The organism is Pseudomonas abietaniphila (assembly GCF_900100795.1).
In the GTDB taxonomy this organism is placed as follows: domain Bacteria; phylum Pseudomonadota; class Gammaproteobacteria; order Pseudomonadales; family Pseudomonadaceae; genus Aquipseudomonas; species Aquipseudomonas abietaniphila.
On record NZ_FNCO01000023.1, the window covers coordinates 1 to 17,779 of the forward strand.

25 protein-coding genes are annotated in these 17,779 nt (G+C 54.1%); all 25 read right to left on the reverse strand.

Annotated elements, in window-relative coordinates; translation table 11 throughout:
* On the reverse strand, nucleotides 1-1,460 hold a 1,460-nt coding region (locus BLS87_RS29980), incomplete at its 3' end, for a TnsD family Tn7-like transposition protein (protein ID WP_074758688.1).
* Between the two features lie 16 nt (nucleotides 1,461-1,476).
* Entirely contained in the window at nucleotides 1,477-2,937 is a 1,461-nt protein-coding gene (locus tag BLS87_RS29985) for an ATP-binding protein (RefSeq protein ID WP_019821342.1), read from the reverse strand.
* Nucleotides 2,934-5,102 (reverse strand): Mu transposase C-terminal domain-containing protein, encoded by a 2,169-nt coding sequence (locus BLS87_RS29990; RefSeq protein ID WP_019821340.1) that lies wholly within the window; start codon nucleotides 5,100-5,102, stop codon nucleotides 2,934-2,936. Before BLS87_RS29990 ends, BLS87_RS29985 begins: the two co-directional genes overlap by 4 nt.
* Nucleotides 5,099-5,953 (reverse strand): TnsA endonuclease N-terminal domain-containing protein, encoded by an 855-nt coding sequence (locus BLS87_RS29995; RefSeq protein ID WP_019821338.1) that lies wholly within the window; start codon nucleotides 5,951-5,953, stop codon nucleotides 5,099-5,101. The genes BLS87_RS29990 and BLS87_RS29995 overlap by 4 nt, the downstream gene beginning before the upstream one ends.
* 236 nt (nucleotides 5,954-6,189) lie before the next feature.
* Complete coding sequence (locus BLS87_RS34320) at nucleotides 6,190-6,333, reverse strand: hypothetical protein (protein WP_167362125.1); 144 nt, start codon at nucleotides 6,331-6,333, stop codon at nucleotides 6,190-6,192.
* A gap of 129 nt (nucleotides 6,334-6,462) precedes the next feature.
* Nucleotides 6,463-6,903: a hypothetical protein gene (locus tag BLS87_RS30000; protein ID WP_074758539.1), complete on the reverse strand. Its 441-nt coding sequence runs from the start codon at nucleotides 6,901-6,903 to the stop codon at nucleotides 6,463-6,465.
* Between the two features lie 507 nt (nucleotides 6,904-7,410).
* Nucleotides 7,411-7,605 (reverse strand): hypothetical protein, encoded by a 195-nt coding sequence (locus tag BLS87_RS30005; protein ID WP_074758541.1) that lies wholly within the window; start codon nucleotides 7,603-7,605, stop codon nucleotides 7,411-7,413.
* An 81-nt stretch (nucleotides 7,606-7,686) separates the two neighbouring features.
* Entirely contained in the window at nucleotides 7,687-7,986 is a 300-nt protein-coding gene (locus BLS87_RS30010; protein WP_074758543.1) for a hypothetical protein, read from the reverse strand.
* Nucleotides 7,979-8,257, reverse strand: coding sequence for a hypothetical protein (locus BLS87_RS30015; protein WP_074758545.1), 279 nt, complete (start codon nucleotides 8,255-8,257; stop codon nucleotides 7,979-7,981). The genes BLS87_RS30010 and BLS87_RS30015 overlap by 8 nt, the downstream gene beginning before the upstream one ends.
* Nucleotides 8,254-8,538: a hypothetical protein gene (locus BLS87_RS30020; protein ID WP_074758547.1), complete on the reverse strand. Its 285-nt coding sequence runs from the start codon at nucleotides 8,536-8,538 to the stop codon at nucleotides 8,254-8,256. Before BLS87_RS30020 ends, BLS87_RS30015 begins: the two co-directional genes overlap by 4 nt.
* A gap of 74 nt (nucleotides 8,539-8,612) precedes the next feature.
* On the reverse strand, nucleotides 8,613-8,900 hold the full coding sequence (locus BLS87_RS30025) for a hypothetical protein (protein ID WP_074758549.1): 288 nt from the start codon (nucleotides 8,898-8,900) through the stop codon (nucleotides 8,613-8,615).
* Entirely contained in the window at nucleotides 8,887-9,216 is a 330-nt protein-coding gene (locus BLS87_RS34480; protein ID WP_074758551.1) for a hypothetical protein, read from the reverse strand. The genes BLS87_RS30025 and BLS87_RS34480 overlap by 14 nt, the downstream gene beginning before the upstream one ends.
* 30 nt (nucleotides 9,217-9,246) lie before the next feature.
* A complete protein-coding gene (locus BLS87_RS30035) occupies nucleotides 9,247-9,510 on the reverse strand; it encodes a hypothetical protein (RefSeq protein WP_074758553.1) in 264 nt (87 codons plus the stop codon).
* Nucleotides 9,511-9,844: 334 nt separating this feature from the next.
* Nucleotides 9,845-10,123, reverse strand: coding sequence for a hypothetical protein (locus tag BLS87_RS30040; RefSeq protein WP_074758555.1), 279 nt, complete (start codon nucleotides 10,121-10,123; stop codon nucleotides 9,845-9,847).
* A 38-nt stretch (nucleotides 10,124-10,161) separates the two neighbouring features.
* Nucleotides 10,162-10,428, reverse strand: coding sequence for a hypothetical protein (locus BLS87_RS30045; RefSeq protein WP_074758557.1), 267 nt, complete (start codon nucleotides 10,426-10,428; stop codon nucleotides 10,162-10,164).
* Between the two features lie 18 nt (nucleotides 10,429-10,446).
* The gene (locus BLS87_RS30050) at nucleotides 10,447-10,794 is read right to left on the reverse strand and encodes a LexA family protein (protein ID WP_074758559.1); all 348 of its coding nucleotides are present in this window, start codon (nucleotides 10,792-10,794) and stop codon (nucleotides 10,447-10,449) included.
* Nucleotides 10,787-11,035: a hypothetical protein gene (locus BLS87_RS30055; RefSeq protein WP_244165921.1), complete on the reverse strand. Its 249-nt coding sequence runs from the start codon at nucleotides 11,033-11,035 to the stop codon at nucleotides 10,787-10,789. Before BLS87_RS30055 ends, BLS87_RS30050 begins: the two co-directional genes overlap by 8 nt.
* Nucleotides 11,036-11,291: 256 nt before the next feature.
* Nucleotides 11,292-11,804, reverse strand: coding sequence for a GNAT family N-acetyltransferase (locus BLS87_RS30060; protein ID WP_074758561.1), 513 nt, complete (start codon nucleotides 11,802-11,804; stop codon nucleotides 11,292-11,294).
* A 9-nt stretch (nucleotides 11,805-11,813) separates the two neighbouring features.
* The gene (locus BLS87_RS30065; RefSeq protein ID WP_074758563.1) at nucleotides 11,814-12,212 is read right to left on the reverse strand and encodes a hypothetical protein; all 399 of its coding nucleotides are present in this window, start codon (nucleotides 12,210-12,212) and stop codon (nucleotides 11,814-11,816) included.
* A gap of 92 nt (nucleotides 12,213-12,304) precedes the next feature.
* On the reverse strand, nucleotides 12,305-13,270 hold the full coding sequence (gene ligD / locus BLS87_RS30070) for a non-homologous end-joining DNA ligase (protein WP_074758565.1): 966 nt from the start codon (nucleotides 13,268-13,270) through the stop codon (nucleotides 12,305-12,307).
* Between the two features lie 285 nt (nucleotides 13,271-13,555).
* Nucleotides 13,556-13,891 carry a hypothetical protein gene (locus BLS87_RS30075; RefSeq protein ID WP_083370796.1) on the reverse strand — a complete coding sequence of 112 codons (336 nt, stop codon included), beginning with the start codon at nucleotides 13,889-13,891 and terminating at the stop codon, nucleotides 13,556-13,558.
* A gap of 437 nt (nucleotides 13,892-14,328) precedes the next feature.
* Nucleotides 14,329-14,625: a hypothetical protein gene (locus BLS87_RS30080; RefSeq protein WP_074758567.1), complete on the reverse strand. Its 297-nt coding sequence runs from the start codon at nucleotides 14,623-14,625 to the stop codon at nucleotides 14,329-14,331.
* 257 nt (nucleotides 14,626-14,882) lie between these two features.
* Entirely contained in the window at nucleotides 14,883-15,773 is an 891-nt protein-coding gene (locus BLS87_RS30085; protein ID WP_074758569.1) for a transcriptional regulator, read from the reverse strand.
* A gap of 206 nt (nucleotides 15,774-15,979) precedes the next feature.
* Nucleotides 15,980-17,107, reverse strand: a complete 1,128-nt coding sequence (locus tag BLS87_RS30090) for a hypothetical protein (protein WP_074758571.1) — start codon at nucleotides 17,105-17,107, stop codon at nucleotides 15,980-15,982.
* A 153-nt stretch (nucleotides 17,108-17,260) separates the two neighbouring features.
* On the reverse strand, nucleotides 17,261-17,719 hold the full coding sequence (locus BLS87_RS30095) for an Lrp/AsnC family transcriptional regulator (protein ID WP_074758573.1): 459 nt from the start codon (nucleotides 17,717-17,719) through the stop codon (nucleotides 17,261-17,263).
* Nucleotides 17,720-17,779: the final 60 nt, after the last annotated feature.

A 17,779-nucleotide genomic window follows, 5' to 3' on the forward strand; every position in this document is an offset into this window, starting at 1 on the left:
ATCCTGGTACGCGAAATGCGGACAGGCTTACCCGCGAGAGCATAAAGCGTGTCGGCACACTGACGGACTTCGCCGGCCAGTCTCGCATCGAGGGCAGCGAACATTTCGGTGCTATTTAGACGAGGCGTACGATGTGGGCTTGGGTTTGCAGTTGACTCCGAAAGCCACTGTCTATCGTGACGATACAGCCATGCATACCCCCTGCATGCATGTGCTTTGTAACATCGATAATCAGCCTCGAAAGCCGCGCGTCTTGCGCATAGCTCAATGTGAAATCGTGCCTCCCTCCAAGCATCTTGCCCACCGGGTACATTTCGGATGTGACGATAGACATACGCTGATGAAACGCCTAGAACGGCAGCGATCTTTTTGGCATCAGCTCCTTCAAGAGCATGTTTCCACACAGCGGCTGACGAACAGTCCAGGCCTTTACTAGGCATCACCGGAGAAAGGCGCGTGTGAAGTCGAATGTGAGCTTTCGGACCACACGCCACCGCCTGTTTCATTGGGCGTTGACCATGCAGCAAGCTCACCATGTCAATGCCCAGAGCACCGGCCAATAAAATGTATTTGAGCGGATGGTGGGAGGTTATTGGCGTACGAAGCAGCTTCATGACCCATGAGGCGGGTGTACCTGCACGAACTTCTCCGAGTATAGAAAATTCCCATTCTCGCGGGAGTGCAGCAAAAAAATCGGCCATGTGCTGCGCCAGCATGTGCAGGTGCAAGCGATGGTTATCAGAGGCAAGGTTAAGCTGCGTTGCCCTTTGTAAAAGCGTGTAGCGCACCGCCTCCGCCGACAAAGCACTGACTTCAGACTCGATGACCTGAAGTGATCGCAACGCTATTTCGTGAAGCGGCGGCATGCGCAGCAACGGGGTATCGAGAAGTACCGTGTGTGCTTGCACATTCTCATCACTCGGCAGATTGAGTTGTCGAGAGCTACGGCTGGACCAGCGAGGATCAAGGATCCTAAGTGACGTGCCGTGATGCGGACATACCAGCACGCCTGGAAGCATGTGGACCCTGTGCCAGTAAGCAACTCCCCGTTGGGCCTGATCTTGGGCGATACATTCTGGGCATAACCGCACTCGGGAGGCGAATCCAATACGGCTCGCGTTGACGCCCAGCTTCAACATCAAGCCCTTCCCATCGGCAGTCATCAGCGTCCGAGCGTGTTCTACCTGGCTCATACTCAAAAACGGCGCATAGTAGGGTAATAGCGTGTGACGCATGAGGACCTCGGCTATCGATAGCTCGGTACCGCTGGGTAGCGCGTCGACAAACTCCCCTAAATGACTTGGGAATGCCACATTTTGCGAAAATGCTGCCGCCGATTTCAGTCCGGCAAATGCTTCTTGGCAATTACGAACACCGCAAAGACGGGCATAGCGAGAAATCACGCTGTGCAGCGTCTCGTCGGGAAACGCGGCGGGGAAGAAATGGAGTTTAAGGTGCACTTCGCCACCTCCCGACTCACGCTTTGTGGTACATCGGTGAGAACTCAAACAGGTCCTCGTTGAGCCAGCCCGCAGCGCGCAGAGCATCGAGGGGAGCGTCATGTTCGCTTAGCGCTGTAGCCTCTGAGTTTTCCACTGCAGTAGCAATTGGCGATGGGTGGCCTTTCGCAAGAATGGTTGGAGATGGGTCTACCGGCTTCTCACGGGATACAACACTTCGAAGCAAGGCAAGGCGATCCTCTCGTGCCAAACCATCGAAGACCATCATTTCGCTCAGCTGATCCTCAATCGGCAGCAAATCGTCGAACTGTCGCATCCGCTTCGGATCTCGGCTACGCAGAGCTGAAAGGGCTGGCTTTAGAATCTGCATTTTTGAGTTGCTTACCTTCACCAGGACCTCGGCAGTCAAACACTCCGAGCCACTCTGGACCGCATAACGCTGACTCAATACCAGCAGCTTGACCAGGAAATCTGTGACGCCTTGAGTGTGCTCATACAGCGTGTCGAAAATCTCGTCGGTCAGCTCAGCAGTCTGTTTGCACCACTGATAGCTCCAGAGATTTTCGACTAACAACCGCCACTCCTCATCATCTTTCTCGAATCGTTTGAATTCCAGCGTACCGGCACCACAGACTCGGCGGGCAGTCCGCATGACTTCTGAGAACAGGCTAATCGTAGAGTTCGTGCCACTGAAAACGACCGGGATACCAATGTTGTTAACCAAGTGCAGAAAGAAATTCAGCATGCTCTCCTTACCACCGGTTTTCGCCAAGTGGAGGTTTTGCAGCTCGTCGATTAACAAGGCGCCGATGAAAAACGTGCTGGCCACCTGCTCCATCTGTTGCAGCGCATCATTGATGTTTCGATGCCTGTAGCGCTTGTGATAGTCCTTGTCTCCTAGAGCGTCACCAACTGCATAAAAAAACTGCTGGCAAAATCCAGCCAGCGATCCATCCCGAGGGCAGTCAAGCTTCAGCCAAGTGATTTGGGTATGAACAAACTGCTTTCCCTCATAACGCTCATGACGGATTGTCTGTGGATAAAGGCTCAAAATGGCGTGGAGTGCCGTCGACTTGCCAATGCCGCTCAGGCCGACGACGGTGAACGTTTCTGCAGTGGACTTGAACGCATCGTGGTAACGCTGAGCCCCCGATAAAGAATGCAAATGCCGGACGGTAGCGGGCGACATCGGGTTACGCCCAACATACCCTCGACGGATGAGCAGTGAAAACAGGGCCTCCAGTTCCAGGTGTAACAAAAACGGCTGCACCACGGTTCTCAACCGGTCGATACAGTGAATTCGAGTGGATCCTTCGAGGGTCAGCTCTTTCGGATCCACCGGCTGAGGAAAATTCGAGATCAGCTCAATAGCCGCCGCCTCCGACAATATCGGAGGCAAAGCTTCGATAAGCGGATTGCCCGCATACTCACTTATGTCCTGTTTGACGTAATTGGCAAACGTCTGCGCACCTTTCATTTTGCCTGTCCTGGCCGAATTCTTTTGAGCAAATCGATAACCTGCGCAGTTCGCTCGCCGGCATATGAGTCATGCGCTTTCGGTGTCAATTCAGATTGAAGTGAAGCTGGCTCCGCCCTGACGCCTTCAGGAACAACCGCATTTTCACGCTCACGGAGACGTTCTTCTGCGCGGTTCTCGCGGATGTTCCCAGTGGCCTCTGCCTTGGTGGGCGGAGCAGGTTCCAATTTTCGTTCTGCGAGCGCATGACTGATGATCTGGTGGACCTGATCGCTAAGCTGGACACGGCTTTCCAGCTCGGCTCGCCGGCGAGTAGGCGGTTTTTGGCGATAGGCTTCGAGCAGATCAAAAATCTCGTCCGAGCGGTAATTCGCGTAACCGGCATCCGATCGTCGAAGATCACAGCGGATAAACTGCTTGGCCTCTCCCTGGATCCAGATGTGCGCCGCAGAGTTCGGATCGAACCAACACTCTATTGACCAAACGCCCCCTTTGCGAGCCTTGGCAAACCAATCTTTCTCTATGGCCATATCACACACGTAGTGCATGCCGCGAAACATCACCCCGCCCTTTTGAACGGTCGCGCGCTCGCGCGGCAAGAGATGGAGGTAAACCAGCTCGTCGGGACGTTTGTTGGATTCGATCAGGTCGTTTTCGCAGGCCCAATTCCATATCCCGTTGGGCGTAGGTTCAACGCCGTCATTCATCATCGCCTGAGTCAGTCGGTCAGGCTGTCGATGGTGCCGGTTATAGTGGAGCACGCAATTGATGAGTATCTGGGTGAACTCTTTGAGGTTCAGCGTGGCATCGAGCCGGTAATCTCGCTCGCCTCGCTCTTTGTCTCGCGCAGCTACCCCGCCAGGTAGCCATCTGATACCCGTCAAATCATTCAAAATGCCAAACCGACTTTCTACCATAGGCTTCCAATCAGGCCGATAAGGCGGAGCAGTGCCCATCTCAATTCCCAAGCCTGACGATAGCCCCTCTGCTGCCAGTGACAACATCTCTCCCCTGTCGGCGTAAATCTGGTGGGGCAGGTGGTGACAATTCCAATCATCTGAATTGATTTCAACGCCGTTCTGAGCGCAGAACTCGACTTTGGAGGTAAACGCGTTGAACAGCGCTTGCCTCGCCCCGTTCCAACTGGGACCTTCCAATCCTACATAGAGGCCAACAATCATTCCGGAGAAACTATCCACAACGATATAAACTACGGGCCGGCCAATGAGCATCCGTCTAGAGTAGCTGTTGACCAAATAAATATCGGCAATAGTTGCGTCGATTTCGAACTGATGACACGGTCCACGCAGCCAATCGCGAACGGTACCTGAAAGCGGACGGCAGTCCTTTAACCACTTCCTCAACCCTTTACGGCCACGCTCGGTTTCAATTTCGTCGAAAAAAATCTGTCCCCAATATCTGAACTGCCTCAGGCTGGGCAGCTCTAAGCTAGGCAGCAAACGAAGCTCTTCTTCACTGTTTTTAGAGATGTCTCGAACCGAGTAGAATCTTCTCAACATTTCGTCATATGCGCTCGAAATAGAAGACTTTTTATCTTTTACATAAAGGGAATACCCAACTCGGATGCATCGTTTATCAACCGCACCGAGCATCTTGGAAGGCGCAGTAAGAACGCCTTGAAACTTAGGCTTTCGCCCTGGAGGCCTACTTGGATCATATTTTCTATCGGCAACACCTACCGCCGAGTAATTATTAAGCAATGAGTTTCGAACTTGACCATAAAACCAATATCGGTAAAGAAGCCGATAGATAGTTTTTCGCTGGATTCCGAGCTCTGACGCCCGTTTGCTAACAAGCCGGCCTAACTCCCCCCGTACAAATATTTGTCCTGGATATTCAGGATCTAGCAGAGGGGCGATGACGGCCCACTTTTCGTCCCGGCCTTGCTTGGCTCTCTCATCCAACTGCTCCTCAAGCACAAGCATAAACTCGGGCGTGGTGATGGCTGCTGGTTTGGTGTGACCAGACGCTAGCGAGCGACGCAGCTCATCAAGACCAACAGCGTACGGCTGCCGGGGAGGGTCAGCTAGATCTATCACAACTGCTAAGTCATGCGTTTCATCCTGGTAAATGAGCCTGGCTATCGTAGAGATGACCGACAGATCGGTAACAGGCTCGAAAACGTCATTAACGAGAACAGTCATGACATTTTCTCCATCAACGATACTTGGGCAGGGATCTGGAAAACTTCGAAGTCAGGAACTAGACCAGTAAGGTGGAGAGGAGTGTTAACCAAATCTATTTTCAGTATCTTGTTCCAAACCAGATGGAAGAAAATTGCTTGAGCATCTATATAGGAAATGGACAGAAGGCATGCTATTTTTCTTAGACAGGTGGCCAAGGTCCACGAATATTCCCGGCTGTTTGCTAGGCAGTCGATAAAATTCGAATGCAACGGGACTTTCATTAAATCGCGATGCAGCTTCGAGTATTTTCTGATTAGTCCAAGATTTTTTATCAAATCTCGTGTAAAAAACTCATCTGTGACGATCTTCCAATCAACACCTTGGCTATGCCAAAAGCGCTTTTCAATCTCAAGTTTTTCAAGCGTGCGGTTACTTCCTTTGCCAACTAGGTCGGATCGATACTTCACAGTTCTAGCTACCGACTTAAAGTTTCCGTTCAAGTCCTTAACAGTTAGCAGGAAATCTGTTGTCATTACATAGGGCAGTGTCGTTCTAGGGTATCTGGGATAACGTACATCTATTGCCGACGCTATCGCTTGCGCACGCTCTGTAGGTAGTAACGGATATTGCTCACGGATATCCACGACGTTTTCAGAAAATTCACACACAAGGAAGTACGAACGCTCGAGATCTGACAGTAGGTGATGAATCCTCTCGATCTTCACACCTTGGATCTTGTGCGAACGACCTATCGACGGGACATCTTGTACCCGCAGCCAAGGCACGTAGCTTGCCCCGGCGCCTTCGCCAAATCCATTTGCAATATGCCGTTCAATGTCTTGCTGTGATGCAAACTTACGACCTCGCAACCCACGCCTCCTCAGTCGATGCGGACCGCTTCACCTCACGCCGAGAAAAAGTCGTAGAAGGACATGACCGCCGTAGCGGCCATATTTCAAAGCGTTTTCTAGACTACACCCGCGGAGAGTTGAAGCGATGAATCCAGACCAAAGGGAAAGCCTGGAAAGGAAAAACCCCCATAGATACGGGGGTTTGGGCCTTGTGTCAATCTATGTTCATGAGTGTCAAACTTTATTGTTTTGTGTCAATCTTTATTGTTCAAAACCATCATGACGGTCAACGTGTCGTGCTGGACGTAATCAACGAACTGCCCGAGGGTGGCAAGGTTGTGTTCTGCGGAATAAACCACGATGGCAACCACGGCCACGATGATGAATAGAACTAGCATGCGATACTTCCTGTGAGTCTTGGGGAGCCAAGAACGGCCCTCTTCTACTGACCCAGCCCCGGTTTTCAAGCCGAGGCAGGTGTTCATTTCTCCAGAGTCCCAGGCGGCTGGACATTCACCGGCATGCGGTCAGTTTTCAATCTTCGTTGTGCTACCGCGATACATCTTGAACAGTTGCAACAGCGATGTGATTACCCCAAGCACCGCGATAATTTTCGGGCTTAGGGACGTGGAGGCACATGCCGTATATGAACACAAGACAAACACGGCAAAGTGGTACCACCGTGAGTTCCACAGACGCTGAAGAATAGGCCGAGCAAGCTGATAGGTGCTCGATATGGCACGTTTCGCAGGTACATGGAACGTGCGCCAAAACAGCGCTACCAGTAAGCCGAATGGCGCAGACAGCGCTGTCACCGATGACGTGAAAAACCGCGAATCTTGAGAGGTGAAGTCTTGCATCCAGACATACAGGTGACCAGCACAGCTCATTAATGCCCCAGAGCAAATGAACAACTGAACCAGTGACACGAGCGTCGGTTTAGAGCTGTTTCCTACGGCCTTTTCCATCAATCATTTCCTATCAAATAATTTTTGAGATGGCCGTGGTGGAGCCAGTTCGTTGAGCATGTGGTGTGCTTTCACTGGCTTAGCCCGCAATGCGGGCTTATGGTTGAGCTCATCTTTTTTTAAACGGATTTGCCGCCCTTCCCGCTGTCCGCTTACAACAACATCAGCCAAAGAGTCATCGTATGGATTTGATGATACATCACACGTAACTATAAGGAAACGGCGAAACTGAGCGGGCCTCATTGGCTGAGCAGGAATCGGGATTTTCGACATAAAGCGCCACAGCGTGGTGCTAAGTGGTGGGAACCTTTCATTCGGCCTGGGTAAATTCAACACCACCGTCCCATTCGGCGACGACCTCAGCACCGCAGGAAGTGCAGGCCGATGTGATTTCTTCTTGCTGCTCCAGTAGCCGGAGCTCGCCCGCATGGCCGCACGCGTTGCACCGGTACACATACAGAACGGGAGTGGAACTTATTGTCGGCATGACCGGCTCTCCCTTATCAGTTAGCTTGCTGCCCTAGCGCTGACAGGGGCTTCATCGTTTTCCGGAGCAATGTCGATAGTTTCACCACCGGCGACCATAGGCGTTATCCAACGCCCGAAAGTGGGCTCACCCGAGATTGACTCAGCAGGGTGGTATTCCACAGAGCCGTCTTCAAAAACGACTTTCCAAGCAATTACTTCTTGTCCCGTTTCCATATCGTTTTCCAAATGCGAAGAGTTGAGCGTGAAAGCTCCGCGGGCTCGGCAGCAGTCGGCATAACATCCAGGCTGACCGCCCTACTCCGGCAGGTTCTTTTTCGGCCGTAATTTGTGCGCGTGACTGGTCACAACTTCCTGAGTCAGCTCGGTGTACCACTTGCGCACGCCCAATTTCCACAGCTGGCTTGCGAGCGTGTCCAGCCTCGCCCATGTGCGGGGGTTCTTTTCCCTCGATCGCACCGGTACCCAGTCGCTTACTTCGGCGTAGCGCACGCTTAGCATGAACTGACCATCTACGTGCTGCGTGATTAGAAAATCACTCACCCCACGCCCGTAGATCAGATGTTTCAGCAGCTTTTCGTCTATTGCGTCATGCATCGTCGGGCATCCGAACGGCGTCGCCGAACTCGTTGTGAGTCCTGAATATCAGCGTGCCGGGTTTTGCATAGCTCACCTCGCCGCCGATCACTTCACCGCCGGGCAGAGTTACCCGCACGTGCGTGGTACCGTGGCGATCACTACGGTCGTTCTCGAACAGTACCGCGTAGGCCCAAATGGTTCGTTGTTCGAACAGAACCGGCACGCCCGCCAGCAGCGTGCGCTGCTCCCCGGCAAACAACTCGACATCGACTTGAGAGCGTTGACTCATCGCACAGGCTCTGGAGGCAGGCGGCACAGGTTCTCGCGTAGGAACAACCAGGGTTGCTGCACAAAGTCACCCGTGTTGTTGCAGCCTTCAATGTGTTCAAACGGTGCCCAAGCGTCACCAGCGCACTGCCCGGCGCCGCAGGCCACACAGCCCACACGGCCATCTCCAAGCATCATCCAGCGAGCGGCCCATCCCTCCATTGCCAGCGTGACCCAGGCCACTGCCGGAATGCTAATTTCATCATCGTCAATTGGCCTGTTTTCGTAGGCATCTTCGCGCATGCTGAGCCCTCCTTTGGATCTGAAGCGTTACCGATAATGCGGCATTTTACCCGGCACGGCGACTGCACTCATACTCAGCATTCGATTTGTCTGTCGCCAGGTCGAACATCCCGGGCACCAAAGCGCGTGGATAGGCCGCGTGCATCACCAGGACGCATGCGCCCTCCGTGATCGCCTGCCAGAAAAGCCGCACTTCGTTTGAGGCCAAGCACCTTGGCCCGCGCCTGAATGGCCGTGGCGGAGCGGCGGAGGACGGCCATCAGCTTGACCATCGGCACATCGGGATAACTGGCGCGCAGATAAGCCTCCTGCCCACCGGTCCAATTCAGTCTAGGCGGCTGAGCACGTTTACTGACCGCCATCGGCCACCTCCACATTCGCCGCCGGCAACTCGCCGGTGTTGCACCGCCCACCGCACACGTCGCAAACACGGTCCTCCGGTAGTTCCAATCGGCACGTCGGACAATGATAAGCGCCCGGGCGGTACGAACCCTTCAGCTCCCTCCAGCTGGTGAGCATGGTGGACCCGGCCTCGACCTGCTTGGCGGCCCAATCCTGCACGCGGATGATGTCGCTGTCGTATTCGATCGGGTGCTCCAGAAACAGCACGCGGGTGTGCTCGGTGGCCTGCGGGAAGTGGTCGCGGCTGGCGGAAAAGCAGATGTGATAGCGGGGCATGCCTGACTCCTTGATTAATCCGTTACTCGCTTAGTCTTCGGCCAGTCCGAGAATGGCCGAGTAATGAAACCGGCGGTGTCTGTCAGTCGCCACGTTGGTGCCTCGAAGGTCGTACGGGCCGGATGTGGTGCCGTAACCATCCACTCGGACGATGATGTTGCGCCCTCCTACCTTGGCTACCACTTCGCAACCCAACGGGTACGCAGACTTGATCGCCAGGCGCAGGCTTATTTCTGCCTCGGTCAGTGCCTTGGCGCATGCGTCGACTTCATATAGCAACCGTTCGCGTGTCATGGCCGTTCCTGTGTGAATCAGTGGGAAAGTCGTGTTGAACCGAATTACGGTAATTCCGCTACCAATTTACCGTAATTCAGTAACGATCAGCCATTAAAAACCCTGACTTCGCCAAAAGTCAGGGGATCAACCCATCGGATTACCGTTACGCGCAGCTGCCAGATTCTGTGTACAGGCGATCAACCCTATGCCGCCATCAATGCCACCGCCTCACGGATATCGGTCGACGCTGAATAGTGCCGGAGGTAAAGCCTTCATTCTCAAGCGACGCTCGAACGTCGGCATAGGCGTCACGTTGTCTGCGGGGGTCATACTTAAAGACGGCTGGGCTCTACTAGATCGGGCTACCAGGCCACGGGTGGACCGGCAATCCGGCCAATTTCTGGGCGCGATTATTGCGCGTCCACTCGATCAGGTGCCGCAAGCGCTCAACGGCGTCCTCACCAATCTGATGGGTGTCGTACAGCGCCTGCAAGTATCCCGTAGCGTGCGAGGTGCGCAGATACAAGGCCTGACCGTCTTCGGCATCACTGATCAGGCTAATATGCATCGCTAGATAGGCGGTGACCGGATGGCGCGCATCGGTCAGGCGGGCAACGGGGCGATTCGTCATAGCAGGACTTCCTATCGTTACGAGCAGATTATCACTGATTACAGCTCACTTTCAGGGGCATGCTGATGGGCTGCGCGACTGGTCGCCTCAGCCGCCTGGAGACGCTTATCACACTTTGCCTGCGCCGCCTTTAATTCTTCAACCAGCACGGCGTGATGCTCTGAATCGATCAGCTGCTCGGCGAGAAGCGCGCCGAACCAGCCGGAGGCAGAATCGTATGCAATCTCAGCGGCACCGTGCGACGTCGCGACCAGAATTGATTGAAGCTGTTGGCGGGCACGGCCCAGAGTGTCGGCGTGATTCATGTTCGGTTTTCCTGGTTGCTATCGGCGGTCGTGGTCCCGCAGGCTGTGACGCACAACCCCCCAAACTTCGAAATGATCGCCCTCCAGAATGTAGCGTGGCGGGTACTTTGGGTTTTCTGAGCGTAGCACTGGGTCGAGCCCGGCATAGTCCAGACGTTTGCACATCGGCTCACCGTTGATCACTGCAATCACGATGTTGCCGCGAACAGGATCACGGGAGCGGTCGACGACCAGCAGGTCACCGGAAAAGATACCGGCCCCATGCATGCTGTCACCCACGACCTTGACCAGATAGGTGCCGGGTGCGCGGATGCTCAGCAGCGCATCCAGCGACAGGGCATCAGCGTCCGGAATGTCCTCAATCATCTACCAGACCTCGGGTGATACGTTCTTCGACCGCCCACTCGTAGGCCGCATCCGCCAGCTCCAACAGCTCGCCCAGATCCTCCGCGGTTATTACACCTTGGGACATAGCCAGTTTGGCTCGGCCAACCAGAGTACTCGTATATGTCTCGGGAGATTTGAGCAATGCGTCCTGGTCACCTATCGCTGCTTGCCAGTCGGCCAGCGCCCGGACACGACGATCATCAGGGGTTTCCGTAGGCATTGGGTATTTCCTTTCGGAGAGGAGTTTGAGGATCAGACCCCAAGCCAACTTGTTTAGCACCGTCCCGTGCTGACCAACGCGCAAGATTTCATACCGGTTTGGTCAGTTGCTGGGTCAGGAGCATTTTTGCTCCAGCTCGACTGATGATCTGCCCCGAACTTCAAGCGTAAAAATAGACCCAGTCTTGGTAATTTTTCCCCAGCCTGCCAACCGGTCTGTGCAATCAGATGAAGGTCGCTTTGGAACCTAGCGTGGACTAAGCCTTCTCTTGAGCGCGCAGCCCTTGGATGATCGTTGCGGTCGAGAGTACTAGTCGTAAAGGGTTGCCCTTGGATGGCACAAACAACAGCCCTTTATAATAATCGGCGGCCTCTTGATCCTTGGCGTCAACGACGATAAAGGCGACCCCCGAGTGCTTTGAAACAGCGTAAACACGCCGCAAGAAGTCCGCCATCAAGCGCTTGCCCAGTCCTTGACCCTGGCACGTTCTGTCGACCGCAAGGCGGCTGAGGAGTACCGCTGGCATCGGATACCGAGGCATTTTCTTTGCCTGTTCCTCGCTTAGCTCATCGAGGGCAACAGAAGCGTTGGCCAAGGTGTAATAGCCGAGAAGTTGCCCATCTTGCACATACATAAAAGTGCGAGAGACGTTGCGCTTCTCATCCTGCCCTGCGTTTTGAGCAATATACGCGTTGAGAGCAGGATGCACGCCGCAGTTGAACACAGTGCGATCTATCGACTTGTCGAAGTCGATGGTAATGAAGTCCATCGAGAGCCCTTAGCGGAGTGCCAGGAGGTTGCGGAGGGCGTCATTGGGCTCTGGAGGATTGTCCAGAAGGCGGTAGGCCACATCAGCATCCAGCACCGTCATGCCCTCGACGTCGAAGGAGTACTCCGGCTGATCCTTGGCGACTGACCGCACAGCCAAAGCTTCAACAACCTTCTTCAGCTCGCTGAGTTCGCGCTCAACTGTCAACAAGTGCGGTGCACGCGCAGAGCGCGCCTTGAGAGATGGCTGGCGCAAAGCATTGCCAGAGAGTGCTCTGGTAGCTACACGTTCAACAACGTCATCAGCGTGAGACAGAAACGCAGTAACCTTGCCATCACCATTGTGAAGGACAATTCTGATTTTCTTTCCAACAGGCTGGCTAGGTTTTGGTTGGGCGGGCTTGATCATCGGGTGTTCCTCTGTATGCACACATTCTACCACAAGCCGTTGTAATCCCTTGCGAGGGTGAATTTCTTGCTGCCGCAATGCCGTGGACGACCTTATGGTTCGTCTGATGAATCTGTTTCAAGGTTGACTTCAGAAGCCATCTTGTCCTCCCGAATCCCAAGAAAGACAGCGTGACGCACCTTTCCACTGGGGAGGATCTCGGTGTATTTGACCTCTACAACGCATTCGGGCTCAACCCACCTGACAACAATCCCCTTTGCCAGCTTTGGGGCAACGTTAAGGGGTGAATCCGATCGCTTCAATGGTGCGAGCTCCTCGCTTAAGCGCTGGAGCGTACGGCTGTCAAAACCTGATCGTACGCGACCTGCGTAGGTCAGTCGGCCGGCGGCGTCGTACAGGCCGAGCAGCAGCGACCCTATTCCACCCGCAGCTTTGGTGTAACCAATGACAATGAACTCCTGCCGAGGCGAACATTTGACCTTTATCCAGTTTCCGTCTCGTTCGGATGTGTAGGCGCTGCCCTTCCTCTTACAGACGAGACCTTCCATCTCAATAGCGCAAATATTGTGGAGCAGGTCTCCGGGATCTACGTCAAAAGCGTCGGACAATCGGATGTGCTCCAGTTCTACCCGACCTAAAAGCCTGGTGAGCCTTGCCCGCCGCTTCTCGATCGGTAGACAACGAAGATCTCGGCCATTTTCAAAAAGCAGGTCAAACGCAAACAGGCACAAGGCACTGGTCCTGCCGGTATTGAAAGCAGATTGCAGTGCAGCAAACCGCGGTCTGCCGTCAGCGTCCTGCATGACGACCTCGGCATCCAACCAAGCGGTGCGCACCGGCAACGCTAATAGCTCCTTGGCGAGGATCGGCATTCGCTTTGTCCAGTCGTATCCATTTTTGGTGAAGAGCGTGACGCGCCCCTGATCGATGCGCACCATCATCCGATAACCGTCGAACTTGATTTCGTACAGCCAGTCACCGCTAGCGGGCGGACGACTGGCCATCGTCAACAGTTGAGGCTTGATACGCTCGGGACAAGGAAGGTTCGGGGCAGCCATCAGAGTACACTCGCAAGAGTAGTAATCTGTTGATTCTGAGAAAAGCAGAAAGGTCACCTAAATGTCGATCAAAGCTCGCTGGTACAGGCTTTAAATGCCGTCAGCCTGTTGCGCATTGAACCTTGGCGGTAATGTCATTGTGGCCCGAGATGCAAACCGACCATCGCCACCAGTAGACGTTGCCTATTCAAGGCAGGCCGCCGGACCTTTTTCAAGGCAAAAAACTCCGACCTGTAGGCCGGAGTGTATGCAACGTTCATGGCGGTGATCGACGGCAAGCGTTGTTCAAAACCCGCCTGCTCCTCCGTTGTGCAAGAAATCGCAGTATTGAGCGTGAAGAAGGCTCGACCCTGATGGTTCAACGTTCAGCCAGGTGGGTTTGTCATCAACCCACTTCCCAATCACCCCAAAATGCAATCCCCTCGTCTCGGCGGCTAGTACGTAAGCTTCCCAGTCTTCTGGATACAGACGTCGAAATGCATTCTCAAAATCCTGGCCCCAACCGATACCGTCGACCTTTTCGAGCTCCTCAAACTTTTTGTCCCGATCAGCAATTACGCACGCAGAACCTGCCGGCTGAAATGCACATTTGGATTGTTCCATTTGTTGATTGGCACACATTGCTTGTCTCTCCTGATCCGTTGGTAATGTTCCCTGGCTTGCAGCGGCTGGTGCGCTGTTGTCGAGCCGGATACCCAGCAATGAAAAACACCGACTGCTAACTGGCATAGGGTTGATCGCTGAATCAGTACTCGCATGTGAAATTCCGGTTGTGCCACCGTTAGGGCTCAAGGCTTGAAGTCAGGACAGACGACGAGCTGCCCTCGCACACATGCAACAACAACCGGCTGCGAGCGCACGGCATGCTGGTAGCAACGCCAGCAGATCTGGCGGGTTAGGAGCAGCTGTATGGCGTAGGACCGGTACCGGATGCCATACGACAATCTTTCCAGCGCTGTTGCCATGCCCATCGAAACACCTCAACCTTTAGTCTTAAACGGTAGCCGTCACCGCGCTGTCCGAACGCTACCGATCGGAGAAAAACGAACGGTTATACATCAGGACCAGAACTGGTCGATCGCAGGCGTTTCATAGTCAGCAATCGACTGTCGGTGCAGGTCATGATGTTCGCGATACTTATCTATGTGCTCCCGGCAGAATGCTTCGAGCGCTTCGGGATCAAGCCGTGGGGAAAATGCAGTCGATGGCTCTGTGTCTTGATCCATGAACTGCATCGTGCCGTCCTCGAACATCGCCCTGGCGATGCCGCCCAAGAGCATTTCTACCTCGACTGAATATGGATGCCCTTTAACGTCGTCGGGGCAAAAGAGATTCTGCGTTTCAGTGGGATGCATTGATGGGCTCGCTTGTTGATGACTTGACGATCTTCACAGGCAGATCGGTGGGTGGGTCAATGGGGTAATGAAATGTGCCATTGCTAGTTTTAACCTCGCCAGATAGCGCAAACGCCCGTAGCCAGGGGTTCGTACATAAACGAAATGTGCCACCGTCAGGGGTGGTGGTTCGGATGGCACAATTGGTCAAGTCACGAAGGCACGCTGAGGAGTACATTTGTACTCCACCCCATGCGGAGCCATCTGGTTTATACGATTTACAGAAACACCGATGTATTTGGAGTCTGCTTCTTCTTTGCTCTGGGCACCTTCTTACGTTCGGTTTTCCGGTCTCGATTCGGGTTTTTCATGTCGACCCCGTACAGCTCGCACAGGCTGGATAAATGCTCGGATCCGATCAGGCTGTGGGTGTTGCTCAGTCGCAACAGGATTGCTTTAGGTGTCCGGCGATGCACGTTGGCAAGGATGTCGACAGATGTACCGTCCAGGTATGCCTCCACGAGCCGCTTATCCTCCTCGTCGGTCCATTTGCTGCCTTGAGCGCTGGATTCACCAGGTTCTGAGGCTTCAGCTACTGGCACCTGCTCAGTGCAGATCGCAGAGGGCGGTGCGCCTGCCGATGAAGCAGTCGGTGCTGCCTTCACTGGAACTGCTGGTAACTCTGAATCGATCACGGTTGCCAGCATTGTCAGCCAGCGCGTTCGTTCAGTGTCTCTGGCGTGGTGGAAACTTACCGATCCGATAATGATCATTGGGTTCAGATTCAATGCAGCCGCAATCTGCCAGGCGTGATAGTTGTCCAGTAGGTCTTTTCCGGTTCGCCAGCGGGAAAACTGTGTGGGGCTGACCCCCAGAAACTCGGCAGCGGAAACGTCGCCGTGAAAACCTTTGGCCTGTTTTAGCTGGTCCAACCAGTTGGCGGCAGACTTGACCATCTGCACATGAGGACTGTTGCTCTGGTTGGAATAGGGTGAGGAGCGCTTTGCCCTTTGTGACAATGCCGCGGCACCTGCGGCGGCGGCCAAACGCGTGTTCGCCGTCAGTTGCACCCTTTCGTCAGTGCTTTCATGCCCCGCTTCATCAAGCCCAGCTGACAGATTGATCAGTATCGCGATTGACCTGTTCGTCAAAACGTCTTGGCTCGCCATAACCCCTCCTCCCGGACCCGAGGCACATTTCCAGAGCGGCGCCCCGAACCGTGAATACTGGAGGGCGTCATTGAGAGGTCATAATAGTGGCCGCTTACGATTCTGTACACGTATCTATACGTCAATGACGATAAATCTGATTTGTGGTTCGTCTGCGACTTTGGTCAAGCGGAGTAATGGCGAGCTTCTGCATGACTCGTAAGCGCCTACAAGTCGATTCCATCAATCAGGTAACGCTGTAATGTCCACCCGGAGTCCTGGTGCGTCGACTGCACAAGCGTAATTCGCCCCTCTTCAATCAATACCTCTAGATCCTCTGGATCAATGCCTGACAAGCTCACCGACGACAGTTGCAGAAAATGACCATGCCCATCGGCGATCGCGTTGTGCCCTGCGTTGATGTCGACCACAGCCTTGTTCAACTCAAGCAACCTGGAGATGCTGGTACAGCGCATGTTGCACAGCAGGTCACGCCAGCTGTTGGACTCGCGCTCGTAAGCACTGCCGATATGACAGAAAACCTGATCGCCAATCTGTTTTGCCTGCGGCCACCGCTTGAGTAAAAGCGCTACGCCTGCACAGTCCTGTCTGTAGGTGAGAAAATCCCCCACGCACATTGCCCGCTGGAGGCGGTTTGCTCGATCGCTCTCCAACGTTGCGCAATCCAGCGGAGGCCCGTACAGGCCGGTGAAATAAATGGGCACATCGCCCAGTTCATCGTCAAAAATCAAACATGCCGGCTCATCCAGGTCTGGATGTTCTTCGTCACAGAAGTCGAAATCCCAACCCAGCCGGTCAAAGATCCACTCCCAATTCGGAGGGGAGGTCTCCCCACACAGGTCCATGACAACTGAGCAACGATAAGGATCAGGATGAGTCATGAACGGGATGACGGACACGTCTATTTTCCCATCCCCTGACTCGCCTCCACCGTCTTCCTCGCGACTGAATACCGCGTGAAAGGCGGCCCGTGATTGCGGCGTCAATTCAGGATCGTCTTCAGCAGTAAATGCTTTGTATTGACGGTTGGAAGTTGGTGAAAGGTGGGCCAGTAGAAAGGACGCAAGAAGCTCGTCAAGTCCGTACTCATTGGTGAGCACCAGCATCTGGTGCTTTAGCCGGGCAACGACACCTGGCAAATCAAGTTCTTCGTCTGTTGACGAGGGCGGCAATGATTCGATTGCATAGATCATGACATCCCATGAGCCAAAGCAGCACAGGTTCGCAAGCATCGTGGCCACATCTTCGCGTGGTGCAGCAAGTGCCTTCGAGCACAAGTCCACCCATTGCAGTGCCCGATCGGAGCTGCTGAAGATGAACGGTTCACTGTCCATGGAGATCCTCGGTGTTCAAACGGGCGCCGGAGCATCGCCGCTCCCGGTCGTGTAACTGATGCACTGAGACTAGACGAATGTGGAAAGAAGGGTTTTACTCAGCAAGTCAGGAGCGACAAGAGTAAGCGTCTGGCAATCACGTCTTGCGAGCAGTTAATTGTCTGGGTCACTTCTCGGACGTACAGGTACCTGTTTGCGCACGGCATTGGACAGAACCAACGATGTCGTGACCGAACCATGGGCAGCCAGCGCATCGACTATAGTCTCCAAATCAGCAGGCTGAGAAAACGCGCAACGGACTATGAAGCAGTCTTCTCCCGTGATCCTGTCAGCTTCTAGCACTTCAGGTATGTTGTTAAACAACTCCAGATAGCGCTTGATGTGCTGGTGAGTTGTGCGAATGCGCAGAATCGCCTGCAACCCCAACCCTACCTCACGCAAACTTACCCGCGCGCTGTAACCCTCTATGACACCCGCAGCTTCGAGTTTCTGAACTCGCTCGCTCATAGCCGGTTGGGAAAGCCCAATGCGCTTGCCCAAGGATGCCAGGCTTTGCCGTGCATTCTTTTGCAGTGCCTCCAGAATCTGCCAATCTTTGCTGTCCAGCCCCATGCTTTTCCTCTACTGAGTAATCCGATGAATCATCGGTTGACGACGCTTCTTTCGGATGAT